At 58.6% G+C, this 17,125-nt stretch carries 12 protein-coding genes; 8 read left to right on the top strand and 4 right to left on the bottom strand.

Annotated elements, in window-relative coordinates; translation table 11 throughout:
* Window positions 1-30 precede the first annotated feature (30 nt).
* Entirely contained in the window at window positions 31-969 is a 939-nt protein-coding gene (locus HNR46_RS21375) for a helix-turn-helix domain-containing protein (protein WP_184017880.1), read from the top strand.
* On the opposite strand, the gene HNR46_RS08820 is transcribed toward HNR46_RS21375, so the two are convergent.
* From HNR46_RS08820 to HNR46_RS08810, 3 genes are all read right to left on the bottom strand, one after another.
* On the bottom strand, window positions 907-1,713 hold the full coding sequence (locus HNR46_RS08820) for a PEP-CTERM sorting domain-containing protein (protein ID WP_184017878.1): 807 nt from the start codon (window positions 1,711-1,713) through the stop codon (window positions 907-909). The two genes, HNR46_RS21375 and HNR46_RS08820, sit on opposite strands and share 63 nt — an antisense overlap.
* 252 nt (window positions 1,714-1,965) lie before the next feature.
* Complete coding sequence (locus HNR46_RS08815) at window positions 1,966-2,790, bottom strand: hypothetical protein (RefSeq protein ID WP_184017876.1); 825 nt, start codon at window positions 2,788-2,790, stop codon at window positions 1,966-1,968.
* 130 nt (window positions 2,791-2,920) lie between these two features.
* The gene (locus HNR46_RS08810; RefSeq protein WP_184017874.1) at window positions 2,921-3,934 is read right to left on the bottom strand and encodes a metallophosphoesterase; all 1,014 of its coding nucleotides are present in this window, start codon (window positions 3,932-3,934) and stop codon (window positions 2,921-2,923) included.
* A 158-nt stretch (window positions 3,935-4,092) separates the two neighbouring features.
* On the opposite strand from HNR46_RS08810, the gene HNR46_RS08805 reads away from it, so the two are divergent.
* The 6 genes from HNR46_RS08805 to HNR46_RS08780 all read left to right on the top strand — a co-directional run bounded on the left by HNR46_RS08805 (window position 4,093) and on the right by HNR46_RS08780 (window position 12,793).
* On the top strand, window positions 4,093-5,907 hold the full coding sequence (locus tag HNR46_RS08805; protein WP_184017872.1) for a sialate O-acetylesterase: 1,815 nt from the start codon (window positions 4,093-4,095) through the stop codon (window positions 5,905-5,907).
* A gap of 19 nt (window positions 5,908-5,926) precedes the next feature.
* On the top strand, window positions 5,927-8,149 hold the full coding sequence (locus HNR46_RS08800; RefSeq protein ID WP_184017870.1) for a GH92 family glycosyl hydrolase: 2,223 nt from the start codon (window positions 5,927-5,929) through the stop codon (window positions 8,147-8,149).
* Complete coding sequence (locus HNR46_RS08795; protein ID WP_184017868.1) at window positions 8,146-9,246, top strand: glycoside hydrolase family 130 protein; 1,101 nt, start codon at window positions 8,146-8,148, stop codon at window positions 9,244-9,246. Before HNR46_RS08800 ends, HNR46_RS08795 begins: the two co-directional genes overlap by 4 nt.
* A gap of 75 nt (window positions 9,247-9,321) precedes the next feature.
* The gene (locus tag HNR46_RS08790) at window positions 9,322-9,852 is read left to right on the top strand and encodes a hypothetical protein (protein WP_184017866.1); all 531 of its coding nucleotides are present in this window, start codon (window positions 9,322-9,324) and stop codon (window positions 9,850-9,852) included.
* Between the two features lie 107 nt (window positions 9,853-9,959).
* Window positions 9,960-10,634, top strand: a complete 675-nt coding sequence (locus tag HNR46_RS08785) for an MBL fold metallo-hydrolase (protein ID WP_184017864.1) — start codon at window positions 9,960-9,962, stop codon at window positions 10,632-10,634.
* 74 nt (window positions 10,635-10,708) lie between these two features.
* Window positions 10,709-12,793 (top strand): endonuclease/exonuclease/phosphatase family protein, encoded by a 2,085-nt coding sequence (locus HNR46_RS08780; protein ID WP_184017862.1) that lies wholly within the window; start codon window positions 10,709-10,711, stop codon window positions 12,791-12,793.
* A gap of 19 nt (window positions 12,794-12,812) precedes the next feature.
* On the opposite strand, the gene HNR46_RS08775 is transcribed toward HNR46_RS08780, so the two are convergent.
* The gene (locus tag HNR46_RS08775) at window positions 12,813-16,637 is read right to left on the bottom strand and encodes a S8 family serine peptidase (RefSeq protein ID WP_221285083.1); all 3,825 of its coding nucleotides are present in this window, start codon (window positions 16,635-16,637) and stop codon (window positions 12,813-12,815) included.
* A gap of 125 nt (window positions 16,638-16,762) precedes the next feature.
* On the opposite strand from HNR46_RS08775, the gene HNR46_RS08770 reads away from it, so the two are divergent.
* Window positions 16,763-17,083 (top strand): DnaJ family domain-containing protein, encoded by a 321-nt coding sequence (locus tag HNR46_RS08770; protein ID WP_184017858.1) that lies wholly within the window; start codon window positions 16,763-16,765, stop codon window positions 17,081-17,083.
* The last annotated feature ends 42 nt before the right edge of the window (window positions 17,084-17,125 follow it).

The raw sequence follows: 17,125 nt of genomic DNA, 5'->3' as shown, positions 1-17,125 counted from the left end.
AGGCGTCGATGTCCACTTAGCTCCTCATTTGTGTCTTTTTCAGCACCGCAAGGAATCAACCGAGGCGCCTACGAGCACCCCCACTCAGGCGTCGGCATCGAGTACACCCCTCTCGGCGGAGCGCTCTCCGAAGGGCAAATCCTCATCCACGAAGTGGGCTACCTACCACGAAACGAACGCTGGATGTTCCCCAACACGGTGAGTCCTTTCTGGCGACTCTACTACAACTTCGATCCAGGACACCGTGTCGTTTTTCGCGATCATGCCATCGATTTGATTCCAGACCACCTCGTTCTGATTCCCGATCATCAAGTGTTCGACTCCCGGGGCTCCGTCCCCGTCCGCCATCTTTGGATCACCTTTTCCATCGCCCTCTCCCTTCGCCAAGGCGACTCCATCGTTTTGCCCATCCAAGCCTCGGAACGGGCTCGCGCAGAACGCATGGCGCAATGGGTGTCTCACCCGTCTCCGCGACGACGATTTCACCTCCTCCACGAAGCCTCCGCCCTTTTGCACGACGTTTTTCTCCGCCAGGAAATCGACTGGGACGAACGCCCCCGATCTCCTCAAGTCCTCAAAGTCGCAGAACACATCGCTCATCACTTTGCCGAGCCCTTGGAAGTCCCACGGCTCGCACAAATCGCCGGCATCTCCCCCCGGGCCTTGGCAACCCTGTTTCAACGCGAATTTCGCACCACGGTCCCTCAGTTCATCGCCCGTGTTCGAACCCGGGAAGCCGCCCGACTCCTCGAGCAAAGCCCCCTGAGCATCGATGAAATCGCCGAACGAACGGGTTTCCCCAATCGCTACTATTTGACCCGAGTTTTCACCCGGGTGACCGGAAAGCCCCCCGCCCGTTACCGGCGCGAAAGCGCCAGTACGGATCGGGAAGGTCCCCAGGCGCCATCAACCCCGACGACGCCGCAATCCGATTCCACAGCCCGCGACGAGCAGCAAAGCCGTGGCTGACGGCTCGGGAACCACCGCTACCGAATCCAAGGAAAATGCCATCTCTTCTCCTGCACTCGATACCTGACCTCCAAAATTCAGGTTCCCGAGGTTGCCTGCATCCCCCGTGCGGAAACCCAAGGGGGCCGAGATCGGCCCGCCATTGATACTCACCGAATACTCGAGTGCCGCCGGATCGATAAAAACCTCGAAATGATACACGGTCCCCGAAGCCAATGCGACGCCTGAATCGACGAAATTGGCCGTATTGAAACCCGCCCCATCCTGCCCACCGTCATAGAACATCCAGTTCAGGGCGTTGATGCCATTCACCGATGCCCCGGCAGCCCGGATCAACCACGTTCCATTCGAGCCAAAATCCGAACTCGCGGGCCGATCAAACGCCTGGAGATAGTCCGTGGTCGAAGTGAAGGTGCTCAGATCACTATCGATCCGGAAGTCGAAAGACAGCTGATGGACAGCCGACAAATCCACCGAGCCTGAGGTTTCGTAGGCCCGCTGCACACCCCCCTTGGACGTCCCGCTGCCTCCGATAAGGACGGTGCTCAAATAATCCCCACCTGAGTTCAGGGGGCTGCTGCCGAGAACTGAACTCGAAAAGCTCGTTCCCCCACTGGTCCCCGCGGTGTTGGATTGCCAGGCCCCCGCCCATCCGCCTCCAGCGACTCCCGTAAACTGATCCACAGAGTCACTGCCATTTCCGCCGGAAAAATCTGCGGTGATCGCGCCCTTCAAACATGGCACTGTCCCCCCCGCTAAAAGGGCAAGAGAAAGAAACGAGGAAGCCCTGAGGCTCCCTCCTGAAAACTGAAATCGCTGGGTTGGCTTCATATTGAGGGACACATGGGTTCATCATCCTTCTTGTTCCGAAGGACGAAGGTGAGCTTGGGCAGAAAAGGATCCGCCCATCTCCTCATGCGACTCTCGTCTGCCAAACCCGACAAGAGAGTTCACTGGAGGCGAAGAAATCCGCGAGTTCTTCGCCTCCGGATCGTGTCACTCGTTCTCGCGAACTCGGTAAAAGCGCGATTTCACACTGCTTTCCACGGCCTCAGTGTAGCTCGTGGTCTCGCCCTCACTCGCTTCCACCGAGGCATCGATCGCCATCAATGATCCCTCCGTTAGCGAACTCCCCGCTTCCAAGGTGTAGGTTTTACCCGGCTGAGACGTCCACTCCACCGTCACTTCACCGCGTTGGACGTTCCGCAAAATCCCGACCACCCGCAGCGTTCGGATCTCCCCCGAACTCGTTTCGTACGTATAAGTCACCACAATGTTTCCCTCCACCGAGGCCACGAGATCCGACATGTTGTTATAAAACACGTTCATAGGACTGTCGTAGATCACCTGGTAAGGAGAGTCTCCCGTCACCACCTCAATATAGTCCTCATCAAACGGCTCGGAGACCTGAAACAATTCGTCCAACGGACTGATCGAAAAAGGCACCTCCACCTTGGTTCCGGTCAGCCCCCCGTTTCCATATCCTCCTCCGGCTGAGGCGAAATACAGGTCATTCAGAAAGAAATCCCCACTGATGGATCCCGATGTCGAACCGGAAGTCCCGTTTTCTCCCACGGTGCCCCCAATCGCCGCATCCATTTCCGCACTGACCGAAAACGAAATCAGTGTGCCCAGTGCCTCATCAAAAGGTTGGAGGGTCGCCACAAAATAATCGGATCCCACCAGTTGCTCATTTCCACTCCCTTGATAGGGAGCATCCGCATTGGATTTGGAAAAATAAGTCGGGTGAACTTGAGTCGCCGCCGGCAACAGAGACACAGCGGGAATCACAACCATCGGCCATTTCAGCAGAGTCTTCATCCCTGCCGCAAAAGCACATTTTATACCATCTCCTCCGTGCATCAGACTTCTTGAATCCGTGACGGAAGGAGCCAGGAAACCCGAGCTAGCGGTTTATTGCCAGAAAGCCTTCGGTCCCCTCTTGGAGCCATCAGCTCTTCAGCGGAAGAATCTTCATTTTCCCCAGAAGATCCCTCTCAAAGGCATGAATCAAATCTCCCTCGGCATTGATAAAGTTCACCGCCACCCGATCACGGGTCACATGAATGTGATTGAAGCCACGGGTCTTCATCGAGAAATCCTCACCCGCCTCGGCCACATCATGACGACTGGCACCACCACCTCCAGAGACGATGAAATCCTGCTTCAGTCCTTCGGCGCGAAGATGCTGGAGGGTATGATCGTGCCCTGCGAGATAGAGCGAAATCCGAGGATCGTGGAACGCCTCCTTCCATTCCTTCATGAGATGCTTGCGCTCGCCTTCCCGCCCAGGATTGGCATGGGAGAACACCGGATAGTGGGACACCAGCCACATCCAACGAGCTTTCGTGGGCCGGTCCAGTTCCTCCGCTAGCCAACGCCGCTGGGCGATCTTTTCCTGAGGAGTCATGGCCCCTTCGAAATAGTTTCCATCCAGGAAGATGATCTTCACCATCGGATCCTCCTTCGGACCGAACTCCCGCGCATACCACTTCGCGGGCATCTTCCACCGAGACCCCGGATGCGCCACCGAATAGGCGAGCTCCATCTCAGCCTTCGCACGCCCCTGCTTCGAATCGTAACCCGGGCCGTAATCATGATTCCCTAGAACCGCATAGAACGGCGCATCCAATTTCGACTTCGGATAGTAGCCACTGAATCGGGGGTGAATGGTATCGGGAGTCAGGTGACCGTAAAAGTTGTCTCCAAGCGCCAAAACTGACGCCAAGGGCGCACCAAGCTGATCCGCAAATGCGACCATCGAGTCAGCCACTTGCCGCTGCTTCCCATTGTTTGTGCCGAAATCGCCGACCGTGAGAAAATGGAGACCCTCGCCGCCGACCTGGGACTTCAGCCGGTCGGCGGCGTGCACTTTGAAGGGCTGCATGCCCGCAAGCAGGCCGGAACTGAAAAGAAGCGTGGTTTTGAGGGCGTCGCGGCGGGTCAAAGAGACGAGGTCAGACATGATGCTGGTCGGGCTGAAAGGCCCATTTCTACGCGCCCATCGGCTCCAACATTTCGCCCGATCCTCCGCCCCCCGTGAACCCAGAGAAATATCTGAAAGCCAGCCACTGAATCACTCGTTCAGTGATCGAACGTCGAACCTTGGCCCAACCCATCCCCATGAATCGCTCTTTGGCTCTCCTACCCCTATTGGCTGCGACCCTGAACGCAGCGGTGCTCGATCCCGTGTTTTCGTCCGGCATGGTGCTTCAGCGCGATCAACCCCTCCGCCTCAGCGGCAGCGGAAATCCTGGCGAGACCTTGGAAGTTCGACTCGGAGAGCAGTCGGCCACCACCGAAGTGGACGAGCACGGCCGCTGGAAGACCGTCTTGTCCGCCTTCCCGGCTGGTGGTCCCTACCAATTGACCGCCGGGGACTCAACGGCCCAAGACGTATGGATCGGAGACGTGTGGTTGTGCTCCGGGCAATCCAATATGCAAATGGGTGTTCGTGAAATCGAGAGCGCCCGCGAATGCTTGGCCGCCCGCCCGACCCAGGTGAGATTGCTAACTCTCCCTCGCGGCGGTGCGGATTCCCCCCGATATGAAGGCCCTGCAGAATGGGTCGCCCCTGACGCCACCACCTTGGCGGATTTCTCGGCCGTCGCTTGGTCGTTCGGACTGGCCCTGCGCGAGGATCCCACGTTGGCCCATGTACCGATCGGCCTGGTGAACGCCAGCTTTGGAGGCACTGCGGTGGAAGCATGGCTCGCCTCCCAACCCGAGGTCCCCAAGGAGCAGATCAGTGGCTCGATGTTCGACATGGCGCCGACCGTTCTTTACAATGGGATGATCCATCCCATCACCCCCCTCACCGTCAAAGGAGCCCTATGGTATCAAGGAGAATCGAATTCCGGGCACCCCGAGGCCTACGCAGAATTGCTTCAACAGATGATGCGCGATTGGCGACGGGCGTGGCACCAACCGGAAATGCCCTTCTTCATCATTCAGCTGCCCGCCTTTAGCGGCCGCATCAACGGGCTCGATTTCTCCTGGTTGCGCGAAGCCCAGGCAAAAGCTTGCCAACAAACCGATCACGCCTGGTTAGTAGTCACCTACGATACCACCGATGGCTTTGACCTTCACCCGAGGCAAAAACGCGAAATCGGGCGACGTACCGCTTTGCTTGCCCGTCGTGAGGTACTCGGTGAATCCCTGCCATCCCAGGCGCCACAACTGGAATCGGTCCATACGGAAGCTTCTCAACTGCACCTGACTTTCGACCAGCCCTTGGTCGTCAGCAAAGGCTTTCACCCAAACGGATTCATACTAGCCGGCAAAGACGGGGAGTTTCACCATGCGAAAGCCGTCCTGCATGGAGACGAAGTCATTCTGGAATCCGACGCCGTCAACGACCCCCAGTGGGTGCGATTCGCCTGGGGGCCGATCCCCGAAGCCAATCTCACCAACTCTGCCGGCATCCCCCCCGTGCCGTTTCGCACCGACTCACTGCCTCCAGATTCAATGGTCTTCCAACCGCTGCCCACAAGCTACCAACTCGAAACCCCAAGATATCGGCTGGAAACGGGCGCACTCGGCGCCGTCACCTCGTTCCAAGTTCAAGGCAAGCCTTTCATTGCCAGCGGACCTGGAGGAGGCACTTGGATCCCCACTCCCTTTGGACCGCGAAACCTTTCCTCCACCATCGTGGACGGCCCTCGCCGCCTCATCCTCTCAGAAAGCACGATTTCGCTGACTCTCACCGGCGATGCAGCCACCTCGCTCTGGATCGTCGCCAACGATGGAAACGACCCCATCGATTTTCACATCGCTCTCGATCCTGCCGTCTCCGTCGATCTCAAGGGCACCACCGCCAAGCTCACTCGCGACGGCACCTCGGTAACCATTGAGGGGATCAGTCAGCGTGATGGCGAATCAACCCTGATCGTAAAAGTTCCAGGTCATGCCCGACAGGAAATCCGATGGATCCCGTAATTTGCCATCACCCGTCCCGATGAGAATTCCGCTGATGGGCCTCTTTCTGGCCACCCTTTCCCACGCCGCCGCGCCATTGACCGGCGATCCGGTGGACTGCGTGAACCCTCTTTCCGGCACCGATGGCGATGCCGAGTTTTCCCGCGGCAACACCCTTGCTGCCATTGTCGCTCCGTTCGGAATGACCACTTGGGCTCCCCAAACGGAAGAAAATGCGGGACCTTTCTACCAGATGAAGCACCAGCAATGGGAAGGCCTTCGCGCCACCCATCAGCCGAGCATCTGGATTCGCGACTACGCCAATTTTTTGATCACCCCCGTGGTGGGACCGTGGAAAGGAACGGTGAGAGATCGCGCGTCCACCTTCAGCCACGATCGCGAGGAGGCCCGCCCCTATCACTACTCGGTTTTTCTCGATCGCTACGAGACAACCTTTGAAATCACTCCCAGCGAACGTTGCGCGCTGCTGAGAATCACCTACCCCGCCACCGACCAAGCAAAACTGGTCTTTCACACTGAGGGAGAGTTGGAAATCGACGCGGCTCGTGGAGTGCTACGAGGAAAAGCAACGCATGTCACCTTTGGCGCACCGGACGGGTTCGGCAAATACTTCGTCGTTCATTTCGACCACCCGATCGCATCCAGCGAAATCGAGCGCGATGGCAACATCAGCACCCTGGCGGTCGCCTTCGCGCCCCTTGCAGACGGCGATCCCGTGCATGCCCGAATTGGAACCTCGTTCATCGACTCCGCCCAGGCAGAGAGGAATTTGGCCTCCGAACTCCCCGACTTCTCCTATGAAGCTGCCAAGCAGAGAGCCCGCGAAATGTGGTCACGCGAGCTATCGCGCTTTGCGATCCAAGGTGCCAGTGACGATCAAAAATCCACATTTTATACCGCCCTCTATCGGTCGTTCCAGTTCCCCAGGATGTTTCATGAACGCAACGCCGAAGGTCAATGGGTTCACTACAGCCCATTCGCTCAGGGACAAACCTTCAAAGGTCCGCTCTACACGGACAACGGACTATGGGATACCTACCGGGCGGCGTTTCCCCTCCTTTTGCTGGCCGCTCCCGACCGCTCCGCAAGCATCCTTGAAGGTTGGCTGAACGCCTATCGTGAAGGAGGTCGGCTTCCGAATTGGCCGAGTCCCGGGAATCGCCCGTGCATGATCGGCTCTCACAGCGACTCCATCTTCGCCGATGCCTGGGTGAAGGGCCTGCGCACCTTCGATCTCACCGACGCCTGGAATGCGACGCGGAAGAATGCCTACGAAAATGATCCGGCTGGTTGGGCTGGGCGCGATCACCTCGACGAATATCGCGAGCTCGGCTTCGTGCCTGCCGATCGTCGCAAGGATGCTGCAACCTCCTGCACCCTTGAGTATGCTTACGGTGACTACTGCGTTTCTAGGATCGCCCGCGCGGCAGGCCATGAAACAGAGTTCGAGGAACTGATGAAACGTGCCGGTAACTACCGCCACGTCTGGGACCCTGAGACAGGGTTCATGCGCGGTCGCCTGTCCGATGGGAGCTGGCAGGAGCCCTTCGATCCTCTCGCCTGGGGAGGGGCCTTTGTCGAAGGCAACGCCTGGCAATGGCTGTGGTCGGTTCAACACGATCCGTATGGCCTAATCCAATTGCTCGGTGGCCCTGAGAAGCTGGCCTCCAAGCTCGACGCCTTTCTTGCCCTGCCATCCACCCCCGTCGTGGGCAGCTACGGCCATCTTATCCACGAAATGCGCGAAGTTGAGAAAGCCGAGATGGGCCAGTATGCCCACGTCAACGAGCCCGATCACCACGTTCTCTTCCTCTACTGCTTCGCCGGACAACCTTGGAAAACGCAGAAAGCGGTTCGCCGGGTAATGGACGAGCTCTACGATATTCACGGGATGTTCGGCGATGAGGATACCGGGCAAATGTCGGCGTGGTATGTTTTCAATGCCGCTGGATTCTATCCCTTCTGTCCGGGTTCTCCTCACTACCTGATCGGCAGCCCGTTGTTCGAGGAAACGTCCCTTCAACTCCCCGGGGGTGCTTCCTTCACCGTGCGCGCCCACCACAATCAGCCCGATCACCCCTACATCCAATCCGCCCGTCTCAATGGGAAACCCTTCACCCGCAGTTGGATTTCGCACGAAACACTCACTGCCGGAGGACTCCTCGAATTCGAGATGGGCCCGCAACCCAATCCTCAATGGGGCAGCCAACCCGCCGATCTTCCACCCAACGACTTCCGATGAAATTCATTCCCACCCGCCTGTCCACCCTGCTCTTTGCCTTCCCGATTCTCCATGCTGCCGACTTGCCTGCTTGGGCTCTCGGGCCTTTCGAGCGCCCCACCGACGCCCAGCCGGTGATCCGCCCCATCTCCGAATCGCGGTTCAAAGATCCGATCACCGGCACTTCGATCGCCTGGGAAAAACTGCACACCTTCAATCCCGCTGCGGTGGTTCACAACGGAACGATTCACGTCCTCTACCGCGCTGAAGACGACAGCGGAGACATGAAAATCGGCGGCCACACTTCTCGCTTCGGGCTGGCAATGAGCGAAGACGGCATCCATTTCACTCGCCGCGACACCCCGGTTCTCTTTCCCGCCGAGGATGCCCAAAAGGCCCACGAATGGCCCGGCGGATGCGAGGACCCTCGCCTCGCTACTCATCCGGACGGGGGCTACGTCGTCACCTACACCCAATGGAATCACCAGGACTTTCGACTCGGTCTGGCCACCTCCAAAGACCTGATTCATTGGCAAAAACAAGGATCTCCCTTCGAAGGCAGTGCCTACGAGAACCTCCGCACCAAGTCGGCCGCCATCGTCCATGAACTCCGCGATGGAGTCTTGGTGGCCAGCCGCATCGATGGCAAATTCTGGATGTACTTCGGTGAGCGGCAGATCAATATCGCCACCTCCGAGGACCTTATTCATTGGACTCCAGTAGTCGATGATTCGGGTGAGCTCCTTGTTTTGATCCGGCCACGCAAAGGGAAATTCGACAGTGCCCTCACCGAAGTCGGCCCCCAAGCCGTCAAAACCGAACAGGGCATCGCACTCATCTACAACGCGAAGAATGCGACCGACAGCCATCGAGATCCCAACCTCACCCCCGGTGTCTACGGCTGTGGGCAGGTCGGCTTTGACGCCCAAGATCCCACACGAGTGATCGGCCAGCTCGACGAACCTTTCTTCCAGCCCGAACTCGATTGGGAAAAGACCGGCCAGTATGCCTCAGGCACGACATTCGCCGAGGGCCTCGTCTACCACAAAGGCCGTTGGATCATCTACTATGGCTGTGCGGATAGTTTCGTCGGGGTGGCTATGAGCCCTATCCGATAGGCCGGAAATCCCCATAAATAGGTGAATCATCCATTGCACTCGCCCTCATCGTCGCTCAGCCTCCTCCCGCAACCTATGGACACAATTCCGTCAGACACCCTGCAACAAGTCATCGCCCTCCGGGCTGAAAACGGCCTCGAAGCCAACGAATCCGCCGTCTACGACGACCTTGCAAAAAGCAAGTGCAAGTGGACGCTCGCCGAAACTCCACGCTATCGTCAAGCGGGCCGCTCACCGATTTTCATCTCCGGAAAATACCTCACCGCGACCGGCATCTGCCCGGCTACCGGAGAGAAGGATGACCGCGCTCCCAAGACTTCCACACGTGCCGCCAGCACCAGCAGCGCGTCGAAGCCGGAATCAAAAATCGACGAGACGGTGTTCTACAAAGTCCTCCACGGCAAAGGCTTCTCGGTGAAAATCACCCAGGACCTGCTCAGCGGAGCCTTGGAAACTCAAGTGCCTGCTTCCATCACCAACCTTGGCCTGAAGTTTGCCCCGATGCCGTCCAACGCGACCGACATCCACGTGGTGCAAACCTCGCCCCAGGTGCAGGTGTCGATGCCGCTCGACAAGTTCCTCGAGCTGGCAGGCATCAAGCCCTGAATCCCTCTTTCGGCGGGCAGGATCTCCTGCTCGCCGGAAAAGTCCTCACTTTTCCCGGCATCTGCCGTGGATCATCCCCATCGGAAGTGCGAGGGGTGGGAGCGAATATGGACGAAATTCTTCCCCACCTATGGCACCAGCACTTCCGGTTTTCGGTGCTCGGCGTCGACATCGGCCGCAATGTCACCGCCATCCGCCTCTCCGATGGAGACGTGCTCGTCCACTCCACCGCCCCTTTCACGTCCACCCAAGTCGCTGAAATCCGAGCCTTGGGCCCGGTGCGCTGGCTGACCGATCCGATGATCGATCACGACACGTATTCCCGCGAGGGAATCGCCGCGCTCCCTGAAGCTGAATACTTGGCCCCGCCCGGATTGGGAAAAGACTGGGAAGCCCCACCTCGGCCTCTCCTTCCTGCACCCCTTGCCTGGGAGGGTGAACTCGAAGTCCTCCCCCTCGAAGGCGCGCCTGGGTTCTCCGAACACGTCTTTTACCATCATCAAAGCCGCGCCTTGATTGTGTGTGACTTGCTCATGAATTTCTCGCCCCGACGCCCCATCTGGCAGCGGTGGCTGCTGGGAGCCTTTTTGATTCCCGCCCTCAATCCGGGAGTCTCTCGGCGACTTAAAGGAGCCATCACGGATCCAGCAGCCTTCAAACACTCCCTCCGGCGCATCATGGATTGGGACTTTCAAGCCATCCTCGTCGGGCATGGAGAACCTCTCCTTCAGGATGCCAAGTCGCGGGCAGCCGCGGCCTTCCGCTCTGCCGGCTGGCTCTAAAATCCGCAGAACCACGGGCTTTCGCGGGATTTCCAATCTTGCTCACCGGAACGTTTTGCCTTCAATGCGCGGCGTTGAAAGCCGCACTTCCATTCTTCTCAGGGCTGGGGCTCACCCTCCTGGCACTGCCCCTCCGCGCGGATATTGCGGAAACCTTCGACGCAGGTTGGTCGGATGCTTCCTACTCCAATATCTCGACTTGGGACCATAGCGGCGTCGGGATTTGGGAAAGCAACGACGCGGTAGTGGCCACTCAAAACGCCCGCACGGGCAGCTCCGTCCGCCTCAACAAAAGCTCCGCCGCTTATCTCGAATTTAAGGGCTCCGACGGTCAGGGAGTCGATGGAGGTATCGGCACGGTATCCTTCTGGGTCCGACATTGGAACGGTGACGGCACTGAAATCACCTTCGCCATCGAGGTCAATGCCTCCAACACTGGCTGGGCCGAAGTCGCCACCGGAAGCACCTCATCCACCAATTACGAGGAGTGCCGTCGATCCCTGAACCTCACCGGCGACGACCTCCGCATTCGCATTCGTCCTACCTCAGCTCCCGAGCGCCTGGTGATTGATGACTTCTCGCTGACCACCGAAGGAGGAGAGCCAGAACCCGACCTGCCCGAGATCGCCTTTGCATCGCCGACCTCGACTTTCCTCGAATCCGGTGGAGCTATGAGGATCCCGGTGACCCTATCAGAAGCCGCGACCGCCTCCGCCCAAATTCAGATCGTAGGTGGCAGCGCCTCGACTCCAGACGATTTCGTCCTGCGCTCCACCACCGTTACGTTCGATTCCGATACCACCACGCAATGGGTCGAACTTGAGGTCACGAACGACGACCTCGCTGAAGGCCCCGAAACCATCGATCTCCGCCTGACTGCTGCCAGTGGTGCGACGGTCTCCACGACTGGGCATACCGTCACCCTTCTCGACGACGATAGCGCCTCTTCTAACACCGGAGAAACTCTTGTCATCGCCTCAGCCAACATCACCAGCGGTAATTACCAGGAATATGAAGCTGCTGGAGATCGCATCCTTCAGGCGATTGGCGCCGACGTCATCGGCATTCAGGAACTGAATGTTCCCGACTCTGGCGGAGTTCGCGATTGGGTCGATCGGGTGTTCGGCGCGGATTTCCACTACATGATTGAACCGGGCAGTGACTCCATCCCCTGCGGAGTCATCAGCCGCTACCCCATCACCGCGTCAGGAGAGTGGGACGACCCCCAGGTTTCGGATCGAGATTTTGCCTGGGCGACCATCGATATCCCTGGCGAGAAAGATCTCCATGTGATCAGCGTCCATCTCCACGGTTCAGGTGGCACCGGATCGAGAAACACGGAAGCGGGCGTCCTCGTCGAACGAACCCGGGCTTCCTTTCCAGCCGACGACTACATTGTCCTTTGCGGAGACTTCAATACCACCACTCGCACCGAAAGCGCCGTCACCACCCTCAAGCAAATCTTCTCCGATGATCATGTTCCGGTGGGTCGAGACGGCAACGACAATACCAACCTCAACCGGAACAAACCTTACGATTGGGTCATGCCCAATGCGGCGCTGGAGGTCCTTCATCAAGCCTATACCATCGGCGGCATCACCTTTCCCGATGGATGTGTCTTTGATACCCGAGAGTGGAGTCCGACCCCAAGCCCAGCGCAAATCGGCGATTCCGGAGTGAGCATGATGCAGCACATGGCAGTCGTGAAAGCCTACCAACTGCCGTCAGAGACTGAGAACTCTCGGACTTCCCACGGCACCCCTCAGTCGTGGCTCGAACTTCACCAACTGGGCCCCGACTTTGAATCCTCTGACTTGCTCGATTCAGACGGCGATGGTCAGCTCAACTGGCAGGAGTATCAGGCCAATACCGACCCCCTCGATCCTCAGTCCCACTTTTCCATCCTCTCCGTTCAAGCAGCTCAAGGGGGTGTCAGCGTGACCTGCTCCACCCGCCCGGGCAGGGCCTACACCATTGAATTTTCAGACGATCAACTCACCGAGTGGACTCCTTTCCTTCAGAGTTCCTTGGCGACCTTCGTCGAAACCTCAGCCGTGTCGGCCACCCACACTTTTGTCGACGATTTCTCAGGAACCACCAGTGGGGCAGCGCCGATTTCGGGCCGGCGATTCTATCGAGTCGGCGTGGCCATCCCTTGATGACCACCCGACGCCGTGATCATTCCACCCGAATGCGCACGAACCGCCGATTTGTTCCCGCAGGAACCGTCGCAGTCATGGTCGCCTGGGCACCGGAGGATGCGGTCATCTGAGTCTCCACATCGTCCGTCTGCCATTGGACGAGATCGTCGGACCACTCCACCACTCCATCAACGTCGAGATTCGCCAACTGACGGGGGAACGAAAGCACCCACTCACCGTCCACCGATTCCCAAGTCACCAAAGCTTGGGCGATTCCAGGGTCGGAGCCGAAGTAATACTCCAACAAATTGCTGTAACCATCTCCGTCGGGATCACCCGTGGGATCGATCGAATCCAGCGTGAAGCCCGCGATCCATTCCTGATAGCTCAAGCTCTCGGTCACAGTGAGGGTGAAGGACTGCGAAACCACTTCACCGAAACCATTCGCTCGCTCAATCGTCACGGGATAGGCGCCCGATGCGCCGGTAATCGTCCCCGAAATCGTACCTGTCGCCGCGGCGAAGGTAAGACCTTCCGGAAGTGTGACTCCATCTGCCAATCGAAACACCGCAGGCTCCCCAAACACACCACTGCGCAAATCCGCCACAAAAGCCGCGTTGTCCATGGGATTTCCAGCCGCCGGGGTCACCCCGACGGTAGATCCATTCGCGGCGATCGTGGTGGCATCCGTCACGGTCCAATTGGCTGATGTCGCCAAGCCTGATTCGGTATTGGATTCGTAGTAGAGCGCTTTTCCCGAAGAGATACCCGCACCACCGAAATGGAGCGCGAGCTTGGTCGCCGAACCGTAGGAGAACGAGGTCATGACGGCTCCGGAAGCATCCTTCAAAAGCACCGCATCTCCACTGTTGGAATATCCCGGCCAGGTTCCAGTAAAGCGACTCGTGTCGGTACTGGAAACGACCAGCGCTCCATCCGTGGCGTCGCCATCATCCGCCGGCAATAGTGAGTCCTTGGAAAGTCCATAATAGACGACCACCAAGGTTCCCGGACTCAGGTCATCCCATACCTCGCTGTCGGCAAACGTCAGGGAATTCCCCGCCGCGTCCATGAGGCTCCAATTCCGAAGCGAAGCACGTCGCAACATCAGGATCTCCACCCACTCGGCCAATCCACTGCTCGATTGGCTGAACTCATTGACGATGGCCTGCTTCTCAAAGTCGCCATCGTCTCCTCGCAGCACCAGGCCACTCGTGTAGGCGTAACTGCTGCCCATTTCCACCCACTCGACCGGGCGCTCGAACACGTTGACCGGCCCCAAATCAAGCGGATCAGAAATGAGGTTGCCGTCGCTCGCCGTCACCCGGCACAACCACAATTTGCCAGCTCGCGAGGCTTCCGCCGGCAGGGTGTCCGAGGTCTCCCCAGAGCCATGCCACGTCAAACCATCGGTCGAATACTGCCAATCATAACTCACGGTCACATCCGCGCCCTCAGGGTCGGTGGCCACCAAGCCCGTCACGACCAAATCCTCATCGGAATAAGCAGGATCGACTGGGAGAATCTCGCCACCCGAGAAAATCGGCGCACGGTTCTTCACTTGGATGGTCACCGCCTCGGATTCTTTGCGAGCCCCCTCGGAATCCGTCGCGAGGACCGTCAACACGTGCTCCCCTTCGGCCGGGGCAAAGGTAAAGGAAAACGGCTCCGTCGTATCGGTCGCAATCGTTGTCCCGCCATCGCGGAGTTCCACACTGGCCACCGTGCCAACCTCCCCGAATCCGGTCAGGTCCGTTGCACTCACCAGCACTTCCACCTCACTCCCAGGGCTAAATTCCTGACCGTCAGTCGGCGAATCAATCGTCACCGTCGGTGCAGGATTCACTGGGCCGGCCACCGTGCCATTCAAGGTGATGCTCGCTGCCTTCAAGGTGCCGGTGTCATCCGGAGCAAGGTCCGCCACTTTCAAAGTCCACACCCCCGTCGAACTCTCGCCCCAATGCCGGACACTGGTGAAGGTCCAGGCGCTGTAATTGGCCGCACCATCTTCGTGATTCTCCGCCAAACGACTGACCGTGCCCGAGGGTGAGGTCAGCGTCACTGCGAGGTCGCCTCGAAACGTGTGGTTGACCGTTAAGGTCACCTCCACCTGCTCGCAGCGGACATTGGTCTCCGTGAAATCGAAGGTCCGCGTCACACCAGTCGAGCTTTCGTCAGGAATCGAGTCGGAAAGCCCGGTGAGGCTCGAGGTCAAGGTGGTGGCCTCCTCAAGAAGGGTCCAAGAGTCCGCCAACGCCACAGCCGCTTCGGCATCGACCAAGCCTGCACCGAATTTGTGGTTGAAGTGGAATCCTCCCCCATTGGTCGTCCAATCGGAATCCGTCGGCCGGAACTTCGCTGCACTTTGAATCAGAATCTCCTGAACATCTCGCCAACCCAACGAGGGATTTCTTTCCAACATCAGGGCCACCACGCCGGACACCACAGGCGTCGCCGACGAGGTCCCTCCAAATTCATCGGTATAGTCTCCTCCCGATGCAGAACTAGAGGTGTTGTACCCCTGGTTTCCCGACCGGTCCGTCGTCGTGATCCCCATCGCCGATCCAGAGCCATCCGACGGCGCCGCCACCAGGATATTGGCTCCAGGCTCCGCATAATAAGACTGCCGGCCCAGTGAATCCACCGCAGTCACCGCAATCGTATGAATATCATTCGCATAGCCATCGTAGTTGGAGTTGTCGTTCGCCTCCAAACCGTTGCCTGCTGCCCACACAAAAATCGTCCCCAGTCCGCCGCGCCCATTTTCGGCAGCGTTCGCAAAAGCCGCACGAGTCAAGGGGCCCGGCGCTTCCAGGGTCACTCCATCATCCGCGGGACCCCAAGAGTTGGATTTGATGTCGATGAGATCAGGCAAATAATTCATCGCCGAAGCCTCCTGGCTGTCCGTCGTCGCCGCGGCAATCAACCGCATCCCAACAAGCGTCGCCTCTGGTGCGGTTCCCGTGACACCAATCCCATTGTTGCCCCGCGCCGCCACATTTCCTGCACAAGCCGTCCCGTGATCATCCCCCGAACCCGGGTTCGGGTTGTCGTCATTACCATTCCAGTCCCAGTCGTTAACGGTGTCGATGTTCCCGACAAAATCCGGATGTCCGGTTTCTACCCCATCATCGACGACCCCTACGACCACACCCCCACCTCGAATCCCGCCCGTTCCACCATAGGCCCACACCGGTTCAACACCGATATCCGTTCCGGCACTCGAACCATTCGCTTGCTGATATTGCCATTGATTGACCACCAATGGGTCGTTTGGAAGCGACCGCGGGGTGTGCTGGCGGGCGAGTTGAACCTCCGCCATCGCAATCGACGAATCGTCACGCAGCCCATCGACTGCCGCCAGCGCGGCCATGGGATCCTCGGCACTCAGCACGAGAAAGCCGGGCGCATAGTCAGGCCGTTCTTTGACCTCCAAGCCTGCAGGCAGATCCGGCTCCCGGACGCCATCCGCCAGTCGCACAGTGATGTCTCGTGTCACTGCCCACCAGCGGTCGGGTTGCGCCTCGGGGCGACAAAGTGGCAGAACCTGCCCCCCCATCTCCGAAATCCGCCGCGCTAAGGTTTCTTTCGTCGCGACCGGATCGAGAACCACAACCTCATCCTTTCCATCCTCACCGCGAACCAAAACCCGATCCAAAATCAGATCGAACGACGTCGAAGCCCCCTCGGGACCGTTCGCTTGAAAGGGAGCAGGCTCCTCAATCGATCGACCCGAAGAAGGACGATCGTCCCGACTGGAAGCGGGCTGCGGTAAAGTCGGAACGTCAGACGATCCGTGCCTCAAGAGGACCGCGGAGATCGCCGCGAGGCCCACAGGGAGAATGAGGTGCGCTTTTTTCACAATGATATTTGGAAGATGCTTCAGAGCTTGGAAGGAAATCCGACCGGGGAAAAGCCCCCATTGCGCCTGCATGTTTTGCATTCCGAGCGTGCAACCCATCACCGAATGAGCGAATCCCGCTGGGGATGAGCGAACTTTCCAAGATAGGCGAAAGCCTCATTGATGAGGCGATCGCCTCCGGAGCCCTTCAACCCCCACCCGCGGGTACTCAGACTGACCACGAGAGCTATTTTGCCACTCCCGTGGAATGGAGAGCTAGCTTTTCGATTTTGAAGGGCAACGGCTTCACTCCCCCGGAAATCGAGTGGCTCCGCCAGGCAGAACGCCTTGAGTCGGAACTGGTGGATTGCACCGATCCTCAAGAACGTCTCCGCCTGCGGCGTGAAATCGCCGAACGACGCGCAGGATTCCAAATGGCACTGGAACGATCGCGAGGCCGACCCTGACCCAGGAAGACCACAAGAAACGATCAGTGATCGATTTCCTGA

Origin of the sequence: Haloferula luteola, from assembly GCF_014201715.1 — a bacterium.
In the GTDB taxonomy this organism is placed as follows: domain Bacteria; phylum Verrucomicrobiota; class Verrucomicrobiia; order Verrucomicrobiales; family Akkermansiaceae; genus Haloferula; species Haloferula luteola.
The sequence above is the reverse complement of the archived record's forward strand: the minus strand, read 5'-3'. Positions and strand labels throughout refer to the sequence as shown.

Coding starts and splice junctions, on each gene's coding strand:
- HNR46_RS08805 (WP_184017872.1), top strand. CDS start 4,093: ATGAATCGCTCTTTGGCTCTCCTACCCCTATTGGCTGCGACCCTGAAC.
- HNR46_RS08800 (WP_184017870.1), top strand. CDS start 5,927: ATGAGAATTCCGCTGATGGGCCTCTTTCTGGCCACCCTTTCCCACGCC.
- HNR46_RS08815 (WP_184017876.1), bottom strand. CDS start 2,790: ATGAAGACTCTGCTGAAATGGCCGATGGTTGTGATTCCCGCTGTGTCT.
- HNR46_RS08790 (WP_184017866.1), top strand. CDS start 9,322: ATGGACACAATTCCGTCAGACACCCTGCAACAAGTCATCGCCCTCCGG.
- HNR46_RS08795 (WP_184017868.1), top strand. CDS start 8,146: ATGAAATTCATTCCCACCCGCCTGTCCACCCTGCTCTTTGCCTTCCCG.
- HNR46_RS08810 (WP_184017874.1), bottom strand. CDS start 3,934: ATGTCTGACCTCGTCTCTTTGACCCGCCGCGACGCCCTCAAAACCACG.
- HNR46_RS08785 (WP_184017864.1), top strand. CDS start 9,960: ATGGACGAAATTCTTCCCCACCTATGGCACCAGCACTTCCGGTTTTCG.
- HNR46_RS08770 (WP_184017858.1), top strand. CDS start 16,763: ATGAGCGAACTTTCCAAGATAGGCGAAAGCCTCATTGATGAGGCGATC.